The sequence below is a fragment of the Streptomyces sp. NPDC050534 genome (assembly GCF_044457745.1).
In the GTDB taxonomy this organism is placed as follows: Bacteria; Actinomycetota; Actinomycetes; order Streptomycetales; family Streptomycetaceae; genus Streptomyces.
Map to the genome: position 1 here is coordinate 556519 of NZ_JBITHF010000003.1, position 19422 is coordinate 575940.

Sequence of the window (19422 nt, forward strand, 5' to 3'; positions counted from 1 at the left end):
GCGAGGTGCCGTGCCGGGCGTCGCGAGCCGGTGAACCTTTCCGGTCACAGCACTAGCTGCCGGGTGGCGGCGGAGGCGGGGCCACGGCCGTCGTGGTGCCGAGGTGGTGGTCGGGGTCCCGGAGTTCGGCGCCCTGCGTGGCCAGCATGCGGCGGACCACCGGCTCCGGCATCCGGATCACCACCGGCCTGCTGAGCGTCGTCTCACGCTCCGCGATGCCGGTAAGGCCGCTGCGCACCCGGTTGGTCACCCGGGCCACCGCCTTCACGTCCAGCGTGAACTGGACCAGGACCGACTTCATCTTCGGCTTGTGCAGCGGCGTCGAGCCCGAGGAGTTCGCCGTGGCGTCGGCCGTGCCGCCCGAGCCGCCCGCGTTGGCCATCAGCTGGTTGAGCCGGAACTCGTCCGCGTTGAGCAGCCCCGCGCCCGCCAGCCCCCGCGCCTGCCTGCCGTGGTCGGCCGAGCTCTGGCCGTCCGTCTGAGTGGGGCGCGGCGCGTCCAGACGGCTCTGGCTCACCGTCTCGAACGTCATCTTGTCGCCGACGCCCAGCACCCGCCCCGCACGCAGCCGGGCGTGCAGCGAAGCGTGCAGGTCCTGTCTCTCCGCACCGGAGGCGTGCACCGGCGGCAGGTCGGCCCCGGCGGAGGTGAGCAGGGGCAGTGAGGCGATCAGCCACTCGGTCGAGATCGCCTCGCCCAGCGCGTACGCGGCGGCCTGCCCCTTGTCGCGGAAACGGTCGCCGCCACCTGCCTGCCGTACGGCGGCAGTCATCAACTCTCTTACCTGCGGTGCGCCTTGGAACCCGTTGACCTGGGCCTCCATCGGCAGCCGCACCCCGGCCGCGCGCCAGGCGCCGAGCCCGGCGGGCGCCGCACCCCGGCCGGCTCTCGGCGCGGCTGCCGGCGTCGGCGCCACCACCCGGTTCAGCGCCGCCAGGTCTTTCTTCAGGACGCGATGCGTCAGCGCGAGGCGCCTGTCGTTCATCAGGGCGAGTCCCAACCGCCGCCCGCCCCGCAACAGTTCCAGGCTCGCCGAGATCGGCATGCGCATCCTCGCCGACGGCGCCGCGCTCGCCTCCGCGACCGTCTTCATGCCGAGCTGGCCCCGGCTCGCGGTGCCGGTGCGCCGCGAGTCGCCGGACGCGTAGCCGAGGCCCGCCGCACCGCCGGTGCTCTTCAACTGGCCCGCCCCGCTTTCGGGTTTGCCCGATCCGGCGAAGACGCCCTCGACCCCGGTCACCGTGCCCTGGTCGTGGGAGGCAGCGCTCTGGGAGACGGCGGAGGTGATGTACTCCATGTCCCGGCCGTCGTTCGCGTCGCCCTCGTACGTGCCCGCCCCCCGGCGGGTGATCTTGAACACCGCCCAGCAGGGCGTGTTGCGGCCGTCGAGCAGTTCGACGGTGACCCCGCCGTCCATCGCGCCGGACAGCAGCCCGGCGGAGCCGTCCCGGTCCAGGACCCGCAGCAGCCGCTGCACGTTGTCGTTGCGGTCCTTGAGCTGCTGCCGGGGCAGCAGGTCGTCGGCGACACCCTGCCCGCCCTGCCGCACGAGGTCCGAGCGCAGCCGGCCGAGCAGCGGGACGAAGTCCGGCAGGTCCTCGATCATGCCGAAGCCGAGAGCCGTGCCCGCACCGAGGGAGGGGGCGGTGGTGGGCGCCGGGGCCGACCGGGACGTGGCGGTCGTGGCGGTCGTGTCCCTGGCGGCGCGTTCCTGGGCCGTCTGCGAGCTCTCCGCCCGGCTCTCGCCCTGCGGCCGCGCCGACGACGTGGCGGCCGCCGCCGTGTCCTCGTCCAGCCCCAACTGCCGCCGGATGCGGGCCGGCAGCTGCGCCTCCGTCAGCCACACGCCCGCCGCGGCCGGCAGGGTCCGGGCGCCCTTGGCCACGTAGGGGCCGCCGCCGGTGACCTTGACCTCCGCGACCATGTTCACCAGCACGTCGCACTGGACCAGGTACAGCGGCGCCTTCTTCGGTGTGTGGGCGTTGCGCTCGACGGTGCCGGACAGCGCGGCCGTCCGGCCGTCCCCCTTGCCGCTCGTACGGAACGTCGACAGGCCCTGACCGGTGCGCCACTCGGGGCCGTTCTCCGACACGGTGGCGCCGAACTGCACCGTACTGGAGGTGCCCTGGCCACTCTGCCCGGCGGACTGGTGGCCGCCCAGCACGAAGGTCTCCGTGCCCGGCCCCGTGCCGCGGTGCAGGAACTTCGGGTTGGCGAGGGCGAGCCGGGTGCCGACCGCGCCGTTGAGAGCCGACAGGCGGCGCGGGTAGCGGAGGTTCTTCACCACCCAGCCCGAGGACGCGGCCTGCCGCAGCGCCCCCTGGATCGCCCGCTCGCCGAACCGCTCCTCCAGCGCCTGCCGCGGCGCGAGCCCCTCCGCCTCCAGCGCGGTGTCCCGGCCAAGACCCTTGTTGCGGGCGGCGGCCCGCGCCAGCAGCTCGTGGGCGAGGGCGCGCACGGGCTCCCCGTCGAGGGTCTCCACCAGCTGCCAGTCCTTGAGCAGGCGCCCGGCGGACGGCCTCGGGGTGAGCGTGGCCAGGTCGCCGATGCCCTCGGCGGCGAAGTCGTGGTCGGGTGCCGCGGGCGCGGCCCGGCGGGCACCGGCCACCGCGTCGAGCCGGTCCTTGCCCTCCTCGTCCAGCGTGAACTCGGTGGGCGTGAGCAGCCGTACGTCCTGTTCCGGCAGGTGCAGCCCGCCCAGCAGGGTGGACCGCGGCGCGTCCTGCCCCGGGGAGCCGAGGGTGAGGCCGCGGGCCGGCTTGCGCTGCCGGGACGTCATGGTGAGGTTCACGTCCAGCCGCAACGGCGCCGAGAAGGCGGCGGCCGACTCGGAGCCGTTGGCCACGATGTCCGAACGGCCGGTGGGCCCGGCCTGGTTGCGCCGGGTGCCGGTGCTGTGCCGCTCGTAGCGGGCCGAGCCGGTCAGGGCACCGGGGACCAGCCGGGCCTGGCCGAGCACCAGACCGCCGATCGAGCGCGAACTGCTGCGCCCGCTCGAGGAGTTGCTCGTGACGCCGGAGTGGGCGCGCACCAGCCAGTCCTTGATGTCGCCCTGGTAGTCGGCGTCGCCCAGCTCGCCCCTGACCCGCAGCTGTACGTCGTGGGAGTGCATGGCGGTCTTGCGGCGCAGCCGGACCGTGATGCCCGTGGACAGCAACTGGTCCTTGTTGACCCGGAGGTTGGTCTCCGACAGGGCGGTCATCAGCTCGCGGTGGTTGCGCCGCTGGGCCTCGGCCTCCTCCCGGCTGGTGTGGGCGCCCGGCGGGGTCGTACCGAAGCCCGGCAGGTAGCCCGCGAGCCGCGGGTCGGTGGCGAACAGCTCGCTGACGGCACGCACCATCGGGCCGGTGTCCAGCCGGCTGAGGACGACGTTCGACCCCTTGCCGCCGTAGGCGAGACGACGCTCCACGTCCACCTCGTCGCCGTTCTCGTCGGTCCGCTTCGGCTTCTTGGCGAATTCCCCGGCCGCCATCCCCTGCGGCAACGGCAGCCCGAGGCTCTGCGCCTCGTCGGCCCGCAGGCTCATCCACACCTTCATCGTGTGCGTGGCGACCCGGCGACCGGGGTTCAGGATCATCTCGGCCGAGCGCGGGCCCGTGCCCTCCGCAGTGAACTGCACCGTCCCGTAGTACAGCGCCTTCTCGCCCCGGACCTCGGCGCCCTGCCGGCTGGAGACGGTCTGCTCCGTCGCACTGAAGCGCGCCTTGCGGGCGGCCGCGACCGGCATCGCCGTGCCGCGTACGACGGCCGCGTTGCCGGCCACGCCGACACCGATCGCGGGACCCGCGCCCGCCGTGACCGCCCGGCCCTTGCCGGCGCTCTCCGTGACCGAGGTCTGGGTCTGCTGATGGGTGCGCAGCTGCGTGTTGCCGGTGCCCCAGGCGGGGGTGAGGCCGGTGAGCGCGGCGTGCAGGCGGTAACTGCCCGCCGTCTTCCCGTCCTTGGACGTCAGGTCCTCGCCGACGACGCCGTCCCGCAGCAGCCGGGGCATGTCCTCCAGGACGGTCGCCGTGGAGGTCGCCTCGTACAGCCGGGCCAGCCCCGGCGCGCCGGGCGCGGTGAGGGAGGGGTGCAGCACGGAGCGGACCGCATCGAACAGGCCGCGGCCGCCCTGGTGCGGGGCGGCGGTGTCGGTCACGGCGAGGGGCGCCAGCGAGTCGGCGAGCGAGACGCGGCGGGGAATGGGGTCGGCGGCGGCGAAGGGAGCCGGCGTGGGCGGCGTCCCGGTGCCGGCCGGCACCAGGTGCTCGGTCGGCACGCGCTGGGTGAGCGAGCCGGAGGCGCGCAGCAGCTCCTCGTGCTCGGCGCCGTGCTTCTTGATCCGTACGAGGTAGCGCACCTTGCGGGCCACCTCGGCCGAGCCCTTGTCGCTGCGCAGCACACGCGGCTCGGCCACGTTGCGCTGGCTGCGGGACTCCCGCGAGGACTGCCAGGGCTGCGCGCTGCCGGTGGCCGCCCCGCCCAGCCACAGCCCCGGCACCACCGGCGCAAGCCCGAAGGCCAGACCGCCCGCGCCCTTGCTCGAGGAGGCGCCGGCCGTGGTGCTCGTGGCGGCGGCGGTGTTGTGCTGGACGTCGACCTTGGTGTCCTTGCCCTCGGCGTCGTCGTCCAGGCCGACCTTGGGAGCGCCGTACGGGTCGGCCGGCGCCTCCTCCAGCAGCTCGTTCGGATGGAAGACGGGCGGCCGGTCGTCGGGCGCCGGGGCGATGGAGACGGTGACGTCCCACCGGTCCTTGCCCTTGGTGCCCACGACCGCGAAGGCACGGCCCTGCCCGAAGAACGTCTCCGGCCGCCCGGCCAGCTCGCCCGCGATGTCGGCGACGGTGCCGCCACCGTGCCCGACGACCGCGGCCACCGCGTTCTTCACGAATTCGTGCCCGGTCAGCCCGTACGCCGTCGACAGCCCGCCCGCCGCCAGATCCATCAGATACGGCGGCAGCACCAGCCCCGGAATCCGCTCGTCGACATCGGGCAACGGCGCGAACGGACGTGCCCCGCCCGCCCGTTGACCACCGCGCCCCAGCGCCTTCGCCGTGGCCGCGTTCCCCGCGGAGTGCCGGAAGGCGAGCAGGGGATGGGCGGGACCCGCGGCGGCGGGCAGCCGGGGCGCCGCCTGCGAGTCCCCACCCCTGCCGTCCCCTGACCGCTTCTGTGTCCGCACGGCATCAACGTAACCAGCGGCGACGCGGCCGGAAGTCCCTCCTTCAACTCCCGCCACTTTTGCCGTCGTTGATCCATCAGGGAGTCAACTCCGGTACACCTGACGGCCATGTGTGGCCCCGGGGGCGGTAGGGGCAGCCGAACCCTGTGAGCTACCTGAGGTAACGCTTCGAACTTGTGGACGCACCACGCCGGTTGGTGCACCGTGGACTCCGCCGTGGTGAGGCGACGACCAGTGGAGGTACGTGCGTGAGCGAGTTACGGGGGTCCGCCTACGCGCGGGAGTTCACCGACCTGCTGCAGAAGCTGAAGAGCCGGGCGGACTGCAGCTATGAGGCCCTGGCCCGCCGGTCGGGGGTGAGCGGTTCCGCCCTGCACCGCTACTGCTCGGGCGCCGGCGTCCCCGGCGACTTCGATCCCGTCGCCCGGTTCGGCAAGGCCTGCGGGGCCGACCCGCGCGAGCTCCTGGAGCTGCACCGGCTGTGGGTGCTGGTCGACGCCGGGCGAAGACGCGGGGCGCCCCGGGCCGAAGGGGCCCAGGGTGCCCTCGCGGCCGAGGAGCCGGCTGACGCCGCGACCAGGGCCGTGGCCGACGTCGAGGTGGCGGAGCCGCCCGCCGGCCCGCCCGGCATCGGCTCCGTGCCGCCATCCGTGCCGTACCGTTCCCGGCTGCGGCACCTGCGCAGGTGGCCGGTCCTCCTCGGGGCCCTGCTCGTCGTCGGCGCGACCGTGGTGGGCGCCGTCCTCCTCACCGGCGGCCGCCCGGCAGGCGCCGACGACTCGCCGAACCGCCCCCTCCTGAGTGCCAAGTGCCGGTTCGTGGCCATGGGACACCAGGACGCCTGCGTCCGTGAGCTCCAACTCCGGCTCAAACAGGCCGGACTCGACCTCGAAGTCGACGGCGCCTTCGGCCCCATCACCCAGATGCGCGTCGTCGTCTTCCAGCTCCTCGCCGGGCTGGAGCCCAACGGATCGGTCGACGACACCACCAAACGCGCCCTCTACTCCGGCCGCGTCAAGGCGCATCCGTGGCCGCCCGCACAGGTCGACCGGCGGGTCCGCGAGGTCTTCACCGAGGACGCGGACCGCGCCAGCGGCATCGCCAAGTGCGCCTCGAACCTGGACCCGCTCTACAGCCTGGGCAACACCAACGGCACCCGTAACTGGGGGGTGTTCCAGCTGTACGACGGCACCCTGCGCGAGCTGGGCGGCACGCCCCGCAAGGCCCTCGACCCGGAGTGGAACATCCAGGCCGCCCACCGCCTGTGGGGCCGCACCCACGACTTCCGCGCCTGGCCGTCGTGCGACAAGGCATACCAGGCGGGAGCGTCGAAGTCGGGCACGCCGAAGAAACCGAAGGGGCGGCCGAAGTCCTGACCGCATCCCATCCACCGTCCCAGGCCGTCACATCGCCGCAGGTGGAAAGGGGTGAGACAGCCCGCTGTCCCGATGCGCCGCAGATCGTTGGCCGCGCTGCCCGGAACTGCCATCGTCCTGTCCGCCGCCCGCCGCGGGCGGCTCGGACGAGACGAAAGGGCGTACGCCGGTGGGCAGTTCACGGCGTTCCGGCAGGTGGCCCCACGGCCGGCCCGGCCGGCGGTCGGTGCTCCTGGGCGGCGCGGCCGTGCTGGGCACGGGGCTCTCGGCGGCGGCCGCGCTCCACGCCGTGCCGGCGCGGGCCGCGGTCCGGCCGCCGATCGCCGGCTGCGACGAGTGGGGTGCCCGGCCGCCCACGCTGCCCGTCACGGTGTACGCCGCGCGCCCGCACAAAGTGATCGTGCACCACACGGCGAGCCCCAACTCGGAGGACGACTCGCAGGCGCACGCCTACGCGCTCGCCCGGTCGATCCAGGACGCGCACCTGGGCCGGGGCTGGATCGACTCCGGCCAGCACTTCACGATCAGCCGGTACGGACAGGTCATGGAGGGCCGCCACCGCAGCCTGGAGACGCTGTTTGGCGGTGCAGCCATGGTCGAGAGCGCGCACACCACCGCACAGAACACGGTCGCCATCGGCATCGAGAACGAGGGAACCTACGACACCGCCCAGCCGCCCTCCGAGCTGTACGCGTCGCTCGTCGAACTGTGCGTCGCCGTCTGCACCCGCTACGGCCTGCGGGCGTACCAGATCTACGGGCACCGGGATTTCACCGACACCGACTGCCCGGGCGACCAGCTCCACGACCGCCTGCCGAGGCTGCGCGCCGACGTGGCCTCCCGTATCGGCGGCAGCCCGGTGGCCCCCGCCTGGCCGACGCTGACCGCCGGCGCCCGCGGCGAGCGGGTGCGCAGCGTGCAGTTCCTGCTGCGGCAGCACGGATCCGCGCTCACCGTTACCGGGACCTACGACACCGCCACCGCGCAGGCCGTCCACTCCTTCCAGGGCGCGGTCAAGGCGCGGGTGGACGGGGTCGCCGGGCAGCAGACCTGGAACCAGCTCGTCGCGCCGCTAGCGCTGGGCGGTTCCGGGGAGGCCGTGCGCGCCGTACAGAGCCAACTGGCCGCGTACGGCTCCGACGTGCGGGTGGACGGTGCCTTCGGGCCCGCGACCCGCTCCGCGGTGGCCTCCTTCCAGGCCGGCGCGTCGCTGCCGTCGGACGGGGTCGTGGACGCCCGCACCTGGGCCGCTCTCGTCACCTGACACTCCATCAATCAACAAAGGAGAAAAGAAACTTGAACACGAAGACCAAGCTCGGCGCCGCCCTGGGCGGAACGGTGCTCGCCGTCGCGCTCGCCACCGGCGGCACTGCCTGGGCCGCGCCCGCCGCGTCGACGGCCGCCGCCTCCCCGGCCGCCGTGACCAAACTGAGCCAGGCGGACGCCGCCAACAGGCTCCGGAACGCGGGGATCACCTGGTCGTCCAGCGGCAACTGCACCAACCGCAACAACGCCCACTGCACGTCCTTCGAGCAGATCAACCTCGCGACCGTGCAGGGCGCCATCACGCTGAAGAACGCCAGCCGCTGCGCGCTCACCATCACCGGAGGCACGGAGACGGGGCACGCCTCCGGGACGTACAGCCACTGGAACGGCTACAAGCTCGACTTCAACCCGACCACGTGCCTGAGCAACTACATCACCGGCACCTTCACCTACATCGGCCCGCGGGCGGGCGACGGCGCCCCGCAGTACCGGGCCGGCTCCGGAAACATCTACGCCCGCGAGAGCAGCCACTGGGACGTCCTCTTCTACTCCTGCGGCTGCTGAGCACCGCGCTCGCGAAGACCGGACCGACGCACCACGACGTCACCCCCCACTCCAACGACCAAGGACGTTCCGCATGTTCGGCAACCGCAGTATCCCCGGCCACCGCGCCGCCACCCGTCCGCGAAGAAGCCCGCGCCGCGCGGCCCTGAGCACGGCCGCCGTCGTTCTGCTGGCCGCGGCAGGTGCCGCGGCCCTGCCCGCCGCGCAGGCTTCCGCGGCGACGTCGGCGCTGTGCTCGACCACGCTCAGCCCGGGCGCGAGCGGGTCGTGCGTGTCCGCGCTGCAGTCCAGGCTCGACCAGCTCGGTGCCCACCTCACGGTGGACGGCTCCTTCGGCCCGGCCACCCGCAACGCCGTCGAGGCGTTCCAGGGCCGTGCCGACCTGGCCGTGGACGGCATCGTGGGCCCGGCCACCCGGGGCCGCCTCGACAGCCCCGGATCGGTGAACCTGAACACCCGGTCCACCGCCCAGATCGAGACGATGATCCGCCAGACCTTCCCCGACAACCTGGAGGACAAGGCGATCCGGGTCGCCCGCTGCGAGTCCGGCCTCAACGAGATAGCCGTCGGCCGCAACACCAACGGCTCGCGCGACTTCGGCGTGTTCCAGTTCAACAACGGCGGCACGCTGGAGTCCTACCTCGGCACCACCTCACGCGCCCTGGACGCCCCCCAGAACATCGCCGCCGCCTACCGCCTCTACCAGGCCCGCGGCTGGCAGCCCTGGACCTGCCGCAACGCCTGACCCGACCGGCCGCCGCCTCGTCCGCACCGGGCTCCCCTCCCTGGACGGCCCACGACCGCGGCCCCGCGCCGCCCGCCGAACCCCGGCGGGCGGCGCTCGTCGTGCCCCGGCGGTGTGGTGAGCCCTCCGGCATCTATGTAAGATTCAATCTACGTAAGATGTCATCTGCCTTTCTTCCTTCGAGGGAGTCCGCCGATGGAGTTCAAAGGCAGAACGGCCGACCTGGAGCTCCTGGGACGGCTGCTCGAGCTGGTGCGTGAGGGCGGGGGGGCCACCCGGGGGCAGGCCGTGATCATGACCGGGCGCCGCCGGGTGGGGAAGTCGCGCCTGGTCCAGGAGTTCTGCGACCGGTCCGCGGCCCCCTATGTGGTCTTCCAGGCGACCAGAGGCCGTAACGCGGTCGCCGAGCGGGCGGATTTCGCCGGGGCGCTCGCGCAGTCCGGCATGCCGGGAGCGGAGCTGGTGGCCGGACTGCAGGCCACGGACTGGAATCAGGCGCTGCGCTCGCTGGCTGTCGCCCTTCCCGACGACGTTCCGAGCATCGCGGTGATCGACGAGGTGCCGTGGCTGGTGGAACAGGACGCCGAGTTCGAAGGGGCCCTGCAGACGGTCTGGGACCGTCATCTGTCGGCCAAGCCGGTGCTCCTGATCCTGGTCGGCAGTGACATGTCGGTGATGGAGGCCCTGCAGTCGTACGGCCGTCCGTTCTTCGGGCGGGCGACGAAGATGACCGTGCAGCCGCTGCACCTCGCGGATGTCCGGGCGATGACAGGGCTGGCCGCGGCGGATGCGGTGGACGCGTTGCTGATCACGGGGGGCTTTCCGGAGATCGTCCAGTCGTGGCGACCCGGAATGAGCCGGAAGGACTTCCTTCGCGAGGCCATGGCGAACCCGCTGGCACCGCTGCTCGTGGCGGGCGAGCTGTCGCTGCTGGGGGAGTTCCCCGAGGCGTCGCACTCACGGGCCGTGCTGGAGGCGGTCGGCACCGGCGAGCGGACCTTCTCCGCCATCGCCGCCCAGGCCGGTGGTGCGGGCGCGCTGCCGTCGGGCACGCTGTCACCGCTGCTGAACAGGCTGCAGGCCAAACGCGTCGTGGCGGCGGACCTGCCGCTGTCAGCGAAGGCCGACACCAAGAACAAGCGTTACCGCATCGCCGATCCGTACCTCCGGTTCTGGCTGGCCTTCCTGCAGCGGGGGATGCCGCTCATCGAACGCGGCCGGGGCGACCTGGCCCTGGAACGCATCGAGCGCTCGTGGACGACCTGGCGCGGACGTGCCGTGGAGCCCGTCGTCCGCGAGTCGCTGCTGCGGCTGCTGCCCGACGAGCGCTGGCCGGAGACCGAGGCGGTCGGCGGCTGGTGGAACCGGCAGAACAACCCCGAGATCGACCTGATCGGCGCCGACCGCGAACCGGTGGCGGGCGCGGTGCACTTCGTCGGTTCCGTCAAGTGGCTGGAGTCCCAGCCCTTCGGCAGGCGGGAGTACGACGCCCTCGCGCGGGACGTGCTCGCGGTGCCCGGCACCGGGCCGGACACCCCGCTGGTCGCGGTCTCGCGCAGCGGGGTGGCCGGCGATCTGCCGCTGGCGGCCCACTGGGGTCCGGAGGATCTGGTCCGTGCCTGGGAGTAGGCCCGGCCAGGGGGACGGTGCCATACCCGTCCGTCAGGCGAGCGTCACCTCCACCGGCAGCTTCTTGATGCCGTTGACGAAGTTGGAGCGGACGCGGGGGACGTCGCCGGTCAGGCGGATGTCGGCGAGGCGTGGGATGAGCTCCTCGAACATGATGCGGATCTCGGTGCGGGCCAGCAGGTTGCCCAGGCACAGGTGCGGGCTGCCCTTACCGAAGGTGACGTGGTCGTTGTTCTCGCGGGCGACGTCGAAGTCGTAGGGGTTGCCGAAGACCTGCTCGTCGCGGTTGCCGGAGGCGTACCACATGACGACCTTGTCGCCCTCCCGGACCTGCTTGCCGCCGAGTTCGGCGTCGCGGGTGGCGGTGCGGCGGAAGTGGTAGACGGGGGAGGCCCAGCGCAGGAACTCCTCGACCGCCGTGGGGATCAGGGACGGGTCGTCCTTGAGGCGGGCCAGCTGCTCGGGGTGCTGGAGCAGGGCCAGCATGGAGTGGGTGATGGTGTGGCGGGTGGTCTCGTTGCCGGCCACCACCAGGAGCAGGAAGTAGTTGTCGAAGTCCTGCGCGGACAGCGGGACCCCGTCGCGCGGCATGGTGTTGACCAGCTTCGAGACCAGGTCCGTGCCCTCGCCGCCGCGGCGCTGCCGCGCCAGCTCGCGGCCGTACTCGAAGACCTCGATCGACGCCGGGGAGCGGAAGGGCAGGTCGCGGTACTTCTCGCTCTCCTCGCTGTGCAGCAGCACGTCCGCGTAGTCGGGGTCGGTGTTGCCGATGATGCGGTTGCCCCAGTCGATGAGCTGCTGGTTGTCCTCCGGCGGCACGTCCAGCAGGCGGGCCAGCACGTTGATGGGGAAGTCCGCGGAGACGTCGGCGACGAAGTCGAAGCTCCCCTTCGCCAGCGCCGCGTCCAGCGTCTTCGCGGTCAGGCCGCGCAGGAAGTCGCCGTAGCTGTTGATGACGCTCGCGCCGAACTGCCGCTGGATCACGCTGCGCAGGGCGCGGTGGCGGACGCCGTCCATCTCCAGGATGGAGGCACGTTTCTTGATCTGGTCCTCGTCGACCTCCTCGAGGTTGACGAACCGCGTCGAGGTGAAGGTCGCCGGGTCGCGGTCGACGGCGGCGATGTCCGCGTGCCGGGTGACCGCCCAGAAGCCGGAGTTGGGCGCCTCCTCGGGCTGCCAGTGCACCGGGTCCTCGTGGCGCAGCGTGTGGAACATCCGCCAGGGCGTGATGCCGTCGGCGAAGTTGTCGAGGTTCGCGAGGTCCACCTGCTCGATCGCCAGCGGCTCGGCGAGGGCGGCGCGCAGTTCGGCGCGGGTGGCGGGAACGGCCGGAACAGTGGGGCTGGTCATGGCGGTTGGTCTCCTGAACGAGGGCGTCGGCGGGCCTACGGGTGCGGCGGGATCACGGGCGCGGCGGGATCACAGGTGGTACGCGTACTCGGTGAACTCCCAGTCCGTGACGTGCCGGCCGAAGCGTGCGAGTTCGTCGCGCTTGTAGGTGAGGAAGGAGGTGGTGAACGCCTTGCCGAGCACCTCGGTCAGGGCGGTGTCCGCCTCCAGCGCGTCGAGCGCGGCGGACAGGGACTGCGGGAGCAGGGCGGCACGGGTGGTGTCGTAGCCGTAGCCCTCCAGCGGGGACGGCGGCTCCTCGCCCGCCCGCACGCCCAGCAGCGCGGCCGCGATCGTGCCCGCGATCAGCAGGAACGGGTTGGCGCTGGCGTCGCCGAGGCGGAGCTCGAGCCGGGCCCCGCTGCCGCGCTCCGGCGGGATGCGGACCATGGCGCTGCGGTTGTCGAGCCCCCAGTCGATCAGCCAGGGCGCGAGCGTGTCGGGGCCGAAGCGCTTGTACGAGTTCACGGTCGGGTTGGCCAGCGCCGCGAGCGCGGGGGCGTGCGCGACGATGCCGGCGACGGCGTGCCGGGCGGTGGCGGACAGGCCGTAGGAGCCCGCCGGGTCGTCGAAGACGTTGCGGCCCTCCTCGTCGTCGCAGGACAGGTGGAGGTGGAAGCCGGAGCCGCCCGCGTCGCCGAAGGGCTTGGCCATGAAGGTGGCCAAGTTGCCTTCCTGGCGCGCGAGTTCCTTCACCGCGGCCTTGAAGCGGAAGGCGCGGTCGGCGGCGTCGAGCGCGGCGGAGTGGGTCAGGTTGATCTCGTACTGGCCGCCGTCGAACTCGTGGTTGCCGGTGACGACGCCGAGCCCCAGGTCACGCAGCTGCCGCAGGGTGCGCAGCAGGTGGTTGCCGGGGTCGGCGCGCAGGCCGGCGGTGTAGACGGCGCCGGTGGTCTCCGGTGAGCGGCGCCAGCCGGTGGGGGTGCCGGCGGCGGGCTCCAGCAGGAAGTACTCCAGCTCGGGGCCGACCACGGGGCGCAGCCCCTGCTCGGCCGCCCGGGCCAGGACGGCGCGCAGCAGGTCGCGGGGCGACTCGGGGGCCGGGGCGCCGGTCGCCGGGTCGGTGACCTCGCCGAGACAGGCGGCGACGCCGGGCTCCCAGGGCAGGACGGCCAGCGTGGACAGGTCGGGGCGCACGGTCACGTCCGGCAGCCCCGCGTCCAGACCGCCCGCGACCGCGGCCACGTCGCCCTGCGGGCTGGTGTGGTAGACGGCGCGGCAGAAGGCGAGGCCGTGGTCGCAGGCCGACGGCAGGTGGTCCAGCAGCACGTCGCGGGCGCGGTCGGTGCCGATCAGGTCGGGGTAGACCACCCGGACGACGTCGACGCCCTCGGCTGCCAGCCGTTCCATGTGCCGGCGGATGTCTGGAGTGTCGGATGCGCTCACCGGTGTCTCCTTGGCGGAAGGGTGGGGGACTCCCAGGCGTACTCCGGACCTGCGGGCACGTCACGGAGTTATTCGTTTGAACCCGAACGGTATGGAGGGAGTTGACGACTCGCAAGGGGGTCGCGGAAAAAACTTATCCATCTGGACAGGTATTGACCAGGGCTCGCCAGGTTCCTATGTTGTTTGAAGCCAAACGAGTCAGGTCGGCGGTTTCCGCGGAATCCGTCCCCTGTGGCCGAGGGGCCCGTCCCACCCGGGTCGGGCCCCCCTTTACCCTCCGGCGCCCCGACGCCCTCACTCTCAGGAGGACCGCCAATGAAGGTCGTCGTCGACATGAACAAATGCCAGGACCACGGCCAGTGCGTCTTCGCGGCCCCCGACGTCTTCTCCATGGACGAGGCCGGCCACCTGGCGTACGTGGCCGACCCGGACGACGCGCTGCGCGACGAGGTCGAAGAGGCCGCGGACGTCTGCCCGCTCCAGGCCATCCGGATCGAGGTCTGACATGAGCGGCCGTATCGTCGTCGCCGGCGCATCGATGGGCGGCCTGCGCGCCGCCGAGCAGCTGCGCGCCGCCGGCTGGACCGGGGCGATCACGGTCGTCGGCGACGAGCCCCACATGCCCTACAACCGGCCTCCGCTGTCCAAGGAGGTCCTGGCCGGCAAGGCGCCCTTCGAGTCGCTCGCCTTCACCCCGAAGCCGGCCGCCGCCGACGTCGAGTGGCTGCTCGGCACGAAGGTCGCCGAAGCCCGCCTCGACGAGCGCACGATCGTCCTCGACGACGGCTCGCGGCTCTCCTACGACGGACTGGTCGTCGCCACCGGCATGCGGCCCCGGCGGCTGCGCTGCCCGGGCCCGCTCACCGGCCGGCACACCGTGCGCACCCTCGCCGACGCGCAGGGCCTGCGCGGCGAGCTGATCCGCCCCGGCGCCCGCGTCGTCGTGGTCGGCGCCGGATTCATCGGCTGCGAGGTCGCGGCCACCGCCGTGGTACTCGGCGTCCGCGAGGTCACCGTCGTCGACCCGCTGCCCCTGCCCATGGTCGGGCCGCTCGGCGAACTCCTCGGCCGCGCCCTGCGAAAGCGGCACGAGGAGCGCGGGGTGCGCTTCCGGCTCGGGGCGTCGGTCGCCGGGTTCGAGGGCGCGGACCGCGTCACCGGCGTCGTCCTCGGCGACGGCACGGTGCTCCCCGCCGACGTGGTCGTGGAGTCGGTCGGCTCCGTCGCCAACACCGAGTGGCTCCGGGGCAACGGCCTCGACCTCACCGACGGCGTGCTCACCTGCGAGCAACTGCGCGTCGGCGGACGGCCCGAGATCGTCGCGGTCGGCGACGTCGCCCGCTTCCCCAACGCCCGCTACGACGGCGTACCCCGCCGCGTCGAGCACTGGTCGATCCCCACGGACACGGCCAAGCACGCCGCGAAGGCGCTCGTCGCCCATCTCACCGGTGAGGAAAGGGAGTTGGCACCCTTCGCGCCGCTGCCCACCTTCTGGAGCGACCAGCACGAGTTCCGGCTCCAGTCCTTCGGGGCGCCGGTCCTCGGCAAGGACGACGTGCGCGTCCTGGACGGCGACCCCGACGGGGACTTCCTCGTCGGCTACCACACCGGCGGCCGGCTCGTCGGCGTCGTCGCGCTCGGCGGCCAGGCGACCGCCATGGGGGCGGCCCGCTACCGCGCCCAGCTCCTGAAGCAGCCCGCCCTCACCGCGTCCCTCACCGCGTAAGGAACTCATCGTCATGTCTGCTGTCCGTGGTTACTTCCCTCCCAAGACGGCGACGGGCGCCTCGTCGCTGATCCCGTCCCCGCCGTGGCGCTACTCGGGCGACCTGCTCACCGTCGAGTACCGCACCGACCCCGCGCGGGTGCGCGAACTGCTGCCCGAGCCACTGGAGCTGGCCGAAGAGGACCCGGGCGCGGTCGCGCTGATCTGGGCCGACTGGCAGTCCTGCTCCGCCTCCGGCGACGAGCTCCTCGACCCGGTGCTCGCCCAGTACAAGGAGGCCTTCGCGGTCGTCCGCTGCACGTACAGGGGGCAGACCTACACCCGCTGCGTGTACATCTGGGTCGACAAGGACTTCGCGATCGCACGCGGGCTGCACCAGGGCTATCCGAAGAAGCTCGGCTCCATCCACCAGACGCGTCCGCACCCCTACGGGCCCGCTCCGCGGATCGAGGCCGGCGCCCGTTTCGGCGCGACCCTCGCCGCCGCCGACCGTCGCCTCGCCCAGGCTGTGGTGACCCTGCGGGAGCCGTCGCGGACCAACGGCTTCGTCAACGGCCACCCCATGGCCCACCACCGCTGGCTGCCCTCGATCGAGAAGGGCAAGGGGCTGGCGCTGGACGAGCTGATCGAGTCCGGGGCTGCTGCTTTCGAGGGCGGGCAGCCGTGGGTCGGCGACGCGGAGCTGGAGCTGTTCGAGGCGCCCACCGAGGAGCTGGCGCGGCTGGAGATCCGTGAGCCGATCGCCGCGTACTACCGGCAGGTCGGGGTGGTGTGGGACGGCGGCCGGCTGCTGGAGTCCAACACCTCGGCAGCCGAGTAACTCCCTTACACAGCAACGGACCTGGAGACCGGACATGACCGAGCACACCCTCACGGTGGCCGGTGTCGCCGTCGACACCCGGCACTGGATCGGCGGCGAGCGTGTCGCCTCCGCGGGCACATTCACCGACGTCTCGCCCATCGACGGCAGCGTGATCGGTGAGATCGCCCGCGGGACCGGGACGGAGGCCGCGGCCGCCGTCGCCGCCGCGAAGGCCGCCTTCCCAGGCTGGGCCGCCACCCCACGCGCCGAGCGCGCCCGCCTGCTGCACGCGATCGCCGACGGCGTCGAGAAGCGCATCGAGGAGCTCGCCGTCGTCGAGACCACCGACAACGGCGCCCTGCTGCGCTCGCACCGCCGGGGCGTCATGCCGCGCGTCGCGCACAACTTCCGCTTCTTCGCCGACTGGTTGCTCACGCTGGAGCACGAGGACTTCGACACCCGTCCATCAGGCGGCTCCGCCGCCGGGCGCGGGCACACCAACCACGTCAGCTGGGACCCGGCAGGACCCAGCGTGCTGATCACCCCGTGGAACGCCCCGCTGATGCTGTCCACCTGGAAGGTCGCCCCGGCCCTCGCGGCCGGCAACACCGTGGTCCTCAAGCCCGCCGAGTGGACCCCGCTGACCGCCTCGCTGCTCGCGGACATCGCCGCCGAGGCCGGACTGCCCGCCGGCGTGCTCAACGTCGTCCAGGGCTACGGCTCCGAGATCGGCGACGCCCTCACCTCGCACCCGGACGTGCGCCGCATCAGCTTCACGGGATCGGTCCCCACGGCCCAGCGGATCAGCGCATCGGCGGCCGCCAACCTCACCCCGCTCAGCCTCGAACTCGGCGGCAAGTCCCCGCTGCTGGTCTTCGCCGACGCCGACCTGGACCTCGCCGTCGACCTCGCGGTGGAGCAGTACGACAACGCCGGACAGGTGTGCCTCGCCGCCACCCGCATCCTGGTCGAGGAGCCGATCGCCGAGGAGTTCACCCGGCGCTTCGCCGCCAAGGCGTCCGCCATCGTGCAGGGCGACCCCCGCGACGAGGCCACCGACATCGGCCCCAACATCCACCCCCGCCAGCTGGAGAAGATCGACGGCTTCGTGCAGCGGGCGCTCGCGGCCGGCGCCCGCGCGGTGATCGGCGGGCACCGCAAGGACGGCCAGTACTACGCGCCGACCCTGCTCACCGACGTCGCGCAGGACAGCGAGATCGTCCAGGAGGAGGTCTTCGGCCCCGTCCTGACCCTGCAGACCTTCCGCACCGAGGACGAGGCCGTACGGCTCGCCAACGACACCCGCTTCGGGCTCGCCGCCACCGTCGCCACCGGCGACAAGCAGCGCGCCGGGCGCGTCACCGCACAGCTGGTCGCCGGCACCGTCTGGGTCAACTGCTTCTTCGTACGCGACCTCCAGGCGCCCTTCGGCGGCTCCCGCCACTCCGGCGTCGGGCGCGAGGGCGGCACCTGGAGCTTCGACTTCTACTGCGACCTGAAGAACACCGTCACCGCCCCGAAGGGATGGAAGGACCATGGGTGAGATCGTCGGGGCGGGCCTGCTCGCCCACGTCCCCACCATCGTGCTGCCCGAGGCCGACCGGCTGGAGCTGAACGAGGGCCAGGAGATCACCCTCGTCACCGGCCTTGAGCAGCTGCGCAAGGAGGTCTTCGAGCGGGACGACTACGACACCGTCGTGGTCCTGGACTCCCACTGGGCGACCACCGTCGAGTTCGTCGTCACCGCACAGCGGCGCCGGGCCGGGCTCTTCACCTCCGAGGAGCTGCCGCGCGGCATGTGCCGGATGCCGTACGACTTCCCGGGCGATCCCGAACTCGCGCGGAACATCGAGAAGTTCGCGGACAAGCACGGCACCTGGATCACCGCGATCGAGGACGACCACCTGCCGATCTACTACGCCACCATCAACCTCTGGAAGTTCCTCGGCGAGGGCCTTCCAGACAAGCGGTGGGTGACCATCGGCGTCTGCCAGACCGGCGACATGGAGGACCATCTGCGGCTCGGGCGGGCGCTCGCCGACGGCATCGCCGCCACCCCCGGCCGCCGCGTCCTGCTCATCGCCTCCGGCGCCCTCTCGCACACCTTCTGGCCGCTGCGCGAACTGCGCGACCACGAGTCCAGCGACACCGCCCACATCTTCACGCCCGAGGCGCGCGAGGCCGACCGCGAGCGGATCGCCTGGTTCAAGGAGGGCCGCCACGACAAGGTCCTCGACACCATGGACGAGTTCTGGAAGTACAGGCCCGAGGCGAAATTCTTCCACTACCTGATGATGGCCGGCGCCCTCGGCGAGCAGGCCTGCACCGCCCGCGCCCGGCAGTACGGCGAGTACGAGAACTCCATCGGCACCGGCCAGGTCCACCTGTGGTTCGACCGCCCGGCCGACGGCTGGACCGGCGCCGGACTGCCCACGCCCACCGCACCGCGCACCCCGCACAGCCGCATTTAGGAGTCCGGAACATGCCCGAATACCGCCGCATCCTGCTCGACGGCGCCGCCGTCCAGGTCACCGTCGACGGGGACGAACTCGTCGCCGGGGACGGCCGCCGCGTCAAGACCGAGGAGGCGCAGCACCTGCCGCCGGTCGTGCCCTCCAAGGTGATCGCCGTCCACCTCAACCACCGCAGCCGCGTGGACGAGTTCCGGATCGACCTGCCGGACACCCCGACCTACTTCCACAAGCCGACCTCGGCCCTCAACTCCCACCAGGGCGCCGTCGTGCGCCCCGAGGGCTGCAAGTGGCTCAACTACGAGGGCGAGGTCGCCATCGTCATCGGCAGGACCGCGCGGAACATCTCCCCGGCCGAGGCGGGGGAGTACATCGCGGGCTACACCGTCGCCAACGACTACGGCCTGCACGACTTCCGCGACACCGACGCCGGCTCCATGCTCCGCGTGAAGGGCTCCGACACCCTCTGCCCGCTCGGCCCGGGCCTGGTCACCGACTGGGACTTCCACGGCAAGAGCCTGCGCACGTACGTCAACGGCGAGGTGGTGCAGGACGGTTCGACCGACGAGATGAAGTGGGACATGCACTACCTCGTCGCCGACATCGCCCGCACCATCACCCTCTACCCCGGCGACGTGCTGCTTTCCGGTACGCCGGCCAACTCCCGCCCGGTGCGGCCCGGCGACGTCGTCGAGGTCGAGGTCGAGGGCCTGGGCAGGCTGACGAACCACATCGTCACCGGCCCCACAGCCATCCGCACGGACGTCGGCGCGCAGCCCACCGAGTCCGAGGAGGTGCTGTCCACCGCGCTCGGCGGCGACTGGGAGTTCCGCGGCATCCGCCCGCCCAAGCGGTGATGCCGGCTCCGGGACGGCTCCGCACCGGACCCGCGGCCGGCCCGCCCGGC

The 19422-nt window shown here is 72.6% G+C and carries 14 protein-coding genes; 11 read left to right on the forward strand and 3 right to left on the reverse strand.

The window, feature by feature from the left end:
• Positions 1-52: 52 nt before the first annotated feature.
• On the reverse strand, positions 53-5161 hold the full coding sequence (locus ACIBN2_RS13535; RefSeq protein WP_399134470.1) for a hypothetical protein: 5109 nt from the start codon (positions 5159-5161) through the stop codon (positions 53-55).
• A gap of 248 nt (positions 5162-5409) precedes the next feature.
• On the opposite strand from ACIBN2_RS13535, the gene ACIBN2_RS13540 reads away from it, so the two are divergent.
• From ACIBN2_RS13540 to ACIBN2_RS13560, 5 genes are all read left to right on the forward strand, one after another.
• Positions 5410-6537, forward strand: coding sequence for a peptidoglycan-binding protein (locus ACIBN2_RS13540; protein ID WP_399134471.1), 1128 nt, complete (start codon positions 5410-5412; stop codon positions 6535-6537).
• Between the two features lie 169 nt (positions 6538-6706).
• Positions 6707-7801, forward strand: coding sequence for an N-acetylmuramoyl-L-alanine amidase (locus ACIBN2_RS13545; protein WP_399134472.1), 1095 nt, complete (start codon positions 6707-6709; stop codon positions 7799-7801).
• Positions 7802-7833: 32 nt separating this feature from the next.
• The gene (locus tag ACIBN2_RS13550; protein ID WP_399134473.1) at positions 7834-8367 is read left to right on the forward strand and encodes a hypothetical protein; all 534 of its coding nucleotides are present in this window, start codon (positions 7834-7836) and stop codon (positions 8365-8367) included.
• Positions 8368-8440: 73 nt separating this feature from the next.
• Positions 8441-9112 carry a peptidoglycan-binding protein gene (locus ACIBN2_RS13555; RefSeq protein WP_399134474.1) on the forward strand — a complete coding sequence of 224 codons (672 nt, stop codon included), beginning with the start codon at positions 8441-8443 and terminating at the stop codon, positions 9110-9112.
• A 195-nt stretch (positions 9113-9307) separates the two neighbouring features.
• Positions 9308-10741, forward strand: coding sequence for an ATP-binding protein (locus ACIBN2_RS13560; protein ID WP_399134475.1), 1434 nt, complete (start codon positions 9308-9310; stop codon positions 10739-10741).
• Positions 10742-10774: 33 nt separating this feature from the next.
• Here the strand turns inward: ACIBN2_RS13560 and ACIBN2_RS13565 are convergent, their stop codons facing one another.
• Both ACIBN2_RS13565 and ACIBN2_RS13570 read right to left on the reverse strand, forming a co-directional pair.
• Positions 10775-12091, reverse strand: coding sequence for a cytochrome P450 (locus ACIBN2_RS13565; RefSeq protein ID WP_399134476.1), 1317 nt, complete (start codon positions 12089-12091; stop codon positions 10775-10777).
• A 69-nt stretch (positions 12092-12160) separates the two neighbouring features.
• Entirely contained in the window at positions 12161-13516 is a 1356-nt protein-coding gene (locus ACIBN2_RS13570; protein WP_399134477.1) for a glutamine synthetase family protein, read from the reverse strand.
• A gap of 315 nt (positions 13517-13831) precedes the next feature.
• On the opposite strand from ACIBN2_RS13570, the gene ACIBN2_RS13575 reads away from it, so the two are divergent.
• From ACIBN2_RS13575 to ACIBN2_RS13600, 6 genes are read left to right on the forward strand one after another with little or no spacing between them, the layout of a single operon-like run.
• The gene (locus ACIBN2_RS13575; RefSeq protein ID WP_399134478.1) at positions 13832-14020 is read left to right on the forward strand and encodes a ferredoxin; all 189 of its coding nucleotides are present in this window, start codon (positions 13832-13834) and stop codon (positions 14018-14020) included.
• A 1-nt stretch (position 14021) separates the two neighbouring features.
• A complete protein-coding gene (locus ACIBN2_RS13580) occupies positions 14022-15242 on the forward strand; it encodes an NAD(P)/FAD-dependent oxidoreductase (RefSeq protein ID WP_399134479.1) in 1221 nt (406 codons plus the stop codon).
• A 13-nt stretch (positions 15243-15255) separates the two neighbouring features.
• Positions 15256-16062, forward strand: coding sequence for an acetoacetate decarboxylase family protein (locus ACIBN2_RS13585; RefSeq protein ID WP_399134480.1), 807 nt, complete (start codon positions 15256-15258; stop codon positions 16060-16062).
• 34 nt (positions 16063-16096) lie between these two features.
• The gene (locus ACIBN2_RS13590) at positions 16097-17587 is read left to right on the forward strand and encodes an aldehyde dehydrogenase (protein WP_399134481.1); all 1491 of its coding nucleotides are present in this window, start codon (positions 16097-16099) and stop codon (positions 17585-17587) included.
• Positions 17580-18515, forward strand: coding sequence for a 3,4-dihydroxyphenylacetate 2,3-dioxygenase (locus ACIBN2_RS13595; RefSeq protein ID WP_399134482.1), 936 nt, complete (start codon positions 17580-17582; stop codon positions 18513-18515). Before ACIBN2_RS13590 ends, ACIBN2_RS13595 begins: the two co-directional genes overlap by 8 nt.
• A gap of 11 nt (positions 18516-18526) precedes the next feature.
• Positions 18527-19372 carry a fumarylacetoacetate hydrolase family protein gene (locus ACIBN2_RS13600; protein ID WP_399134483.1) on the forward strand — a complete coding sequence of 282 codons (846 nt, stop codon included), beginning with the start codon at positions 18527-18529 and terminating at the stop codon, positions 19370-19372.
• Positions 19373-19422 lie beyond the last annotated feature (50 nt).

Coding starts and splice junctions, on each gene's coding strand:
- ACIBN2_RS13555 (WP_399134474.1), top strand. CDS start 8,441: ATGTTCGGCAACCGCAGTATCCCCGGCCACCGCGCCGCCACCCGTCCG.
- ACIBN2_RS13560 (WP_399134475.1), top strand. CDS start 9,308: ATGGAGTTCAAAGGCAGAACGGCCGACCTGGAGCTCCTGGGACGGCTG.
- ACIBN2_RS13565 (WP_399134476.1), bottom strand. CDS start 12,091: ATGACCAGCCCCACTGTTCCGGCCGTTCCCGCCACCCGCGCCGAACTG.
- ACIBN2_RS13575 (WP_399134478.1), top strand. CDS start 13,832: ATGAAGGTCGTCGTCGACATGAACAAATGCCAGGACCACGGCCAGTGC.
- ACIBN2_RS13580 (WP_399134479.1), top strand. CDS start 14,022: ATGAGCGGCCGTATCGTCGTCGCCGGCGCATCGATGGGCGGCCTGCGC.
- ACIBN2_RS13585 (WP_399134480.1), top strand. CDS start 15,256: ATGTCTGCTGTCCGTGGTTACTTCCCTCCCAAGACGGCGACGGGCGCC.
- ACIBN2_RS13590 (WP_399134481.1), top strand. CDS start 16,097: ATGACCGAGCACACCCTCACGGTGGCCGGTGTCGCCGTCGACACCCGG.
- ACIBN2_RS13595 (WP_399134482.1), top strand. CDS start 17,580: ATGGGTGAGATCGTCGGGGCGGGCCTGCTCGCCCACGTCCCCACCATC.
- ACIBN2_RS13600 (WP_399134483.1), top strand. CDS start 18,527: ATGCCCGAATACCGCCGCATCCTGCTCGACGGCGCCGCCGTCCAGGTC.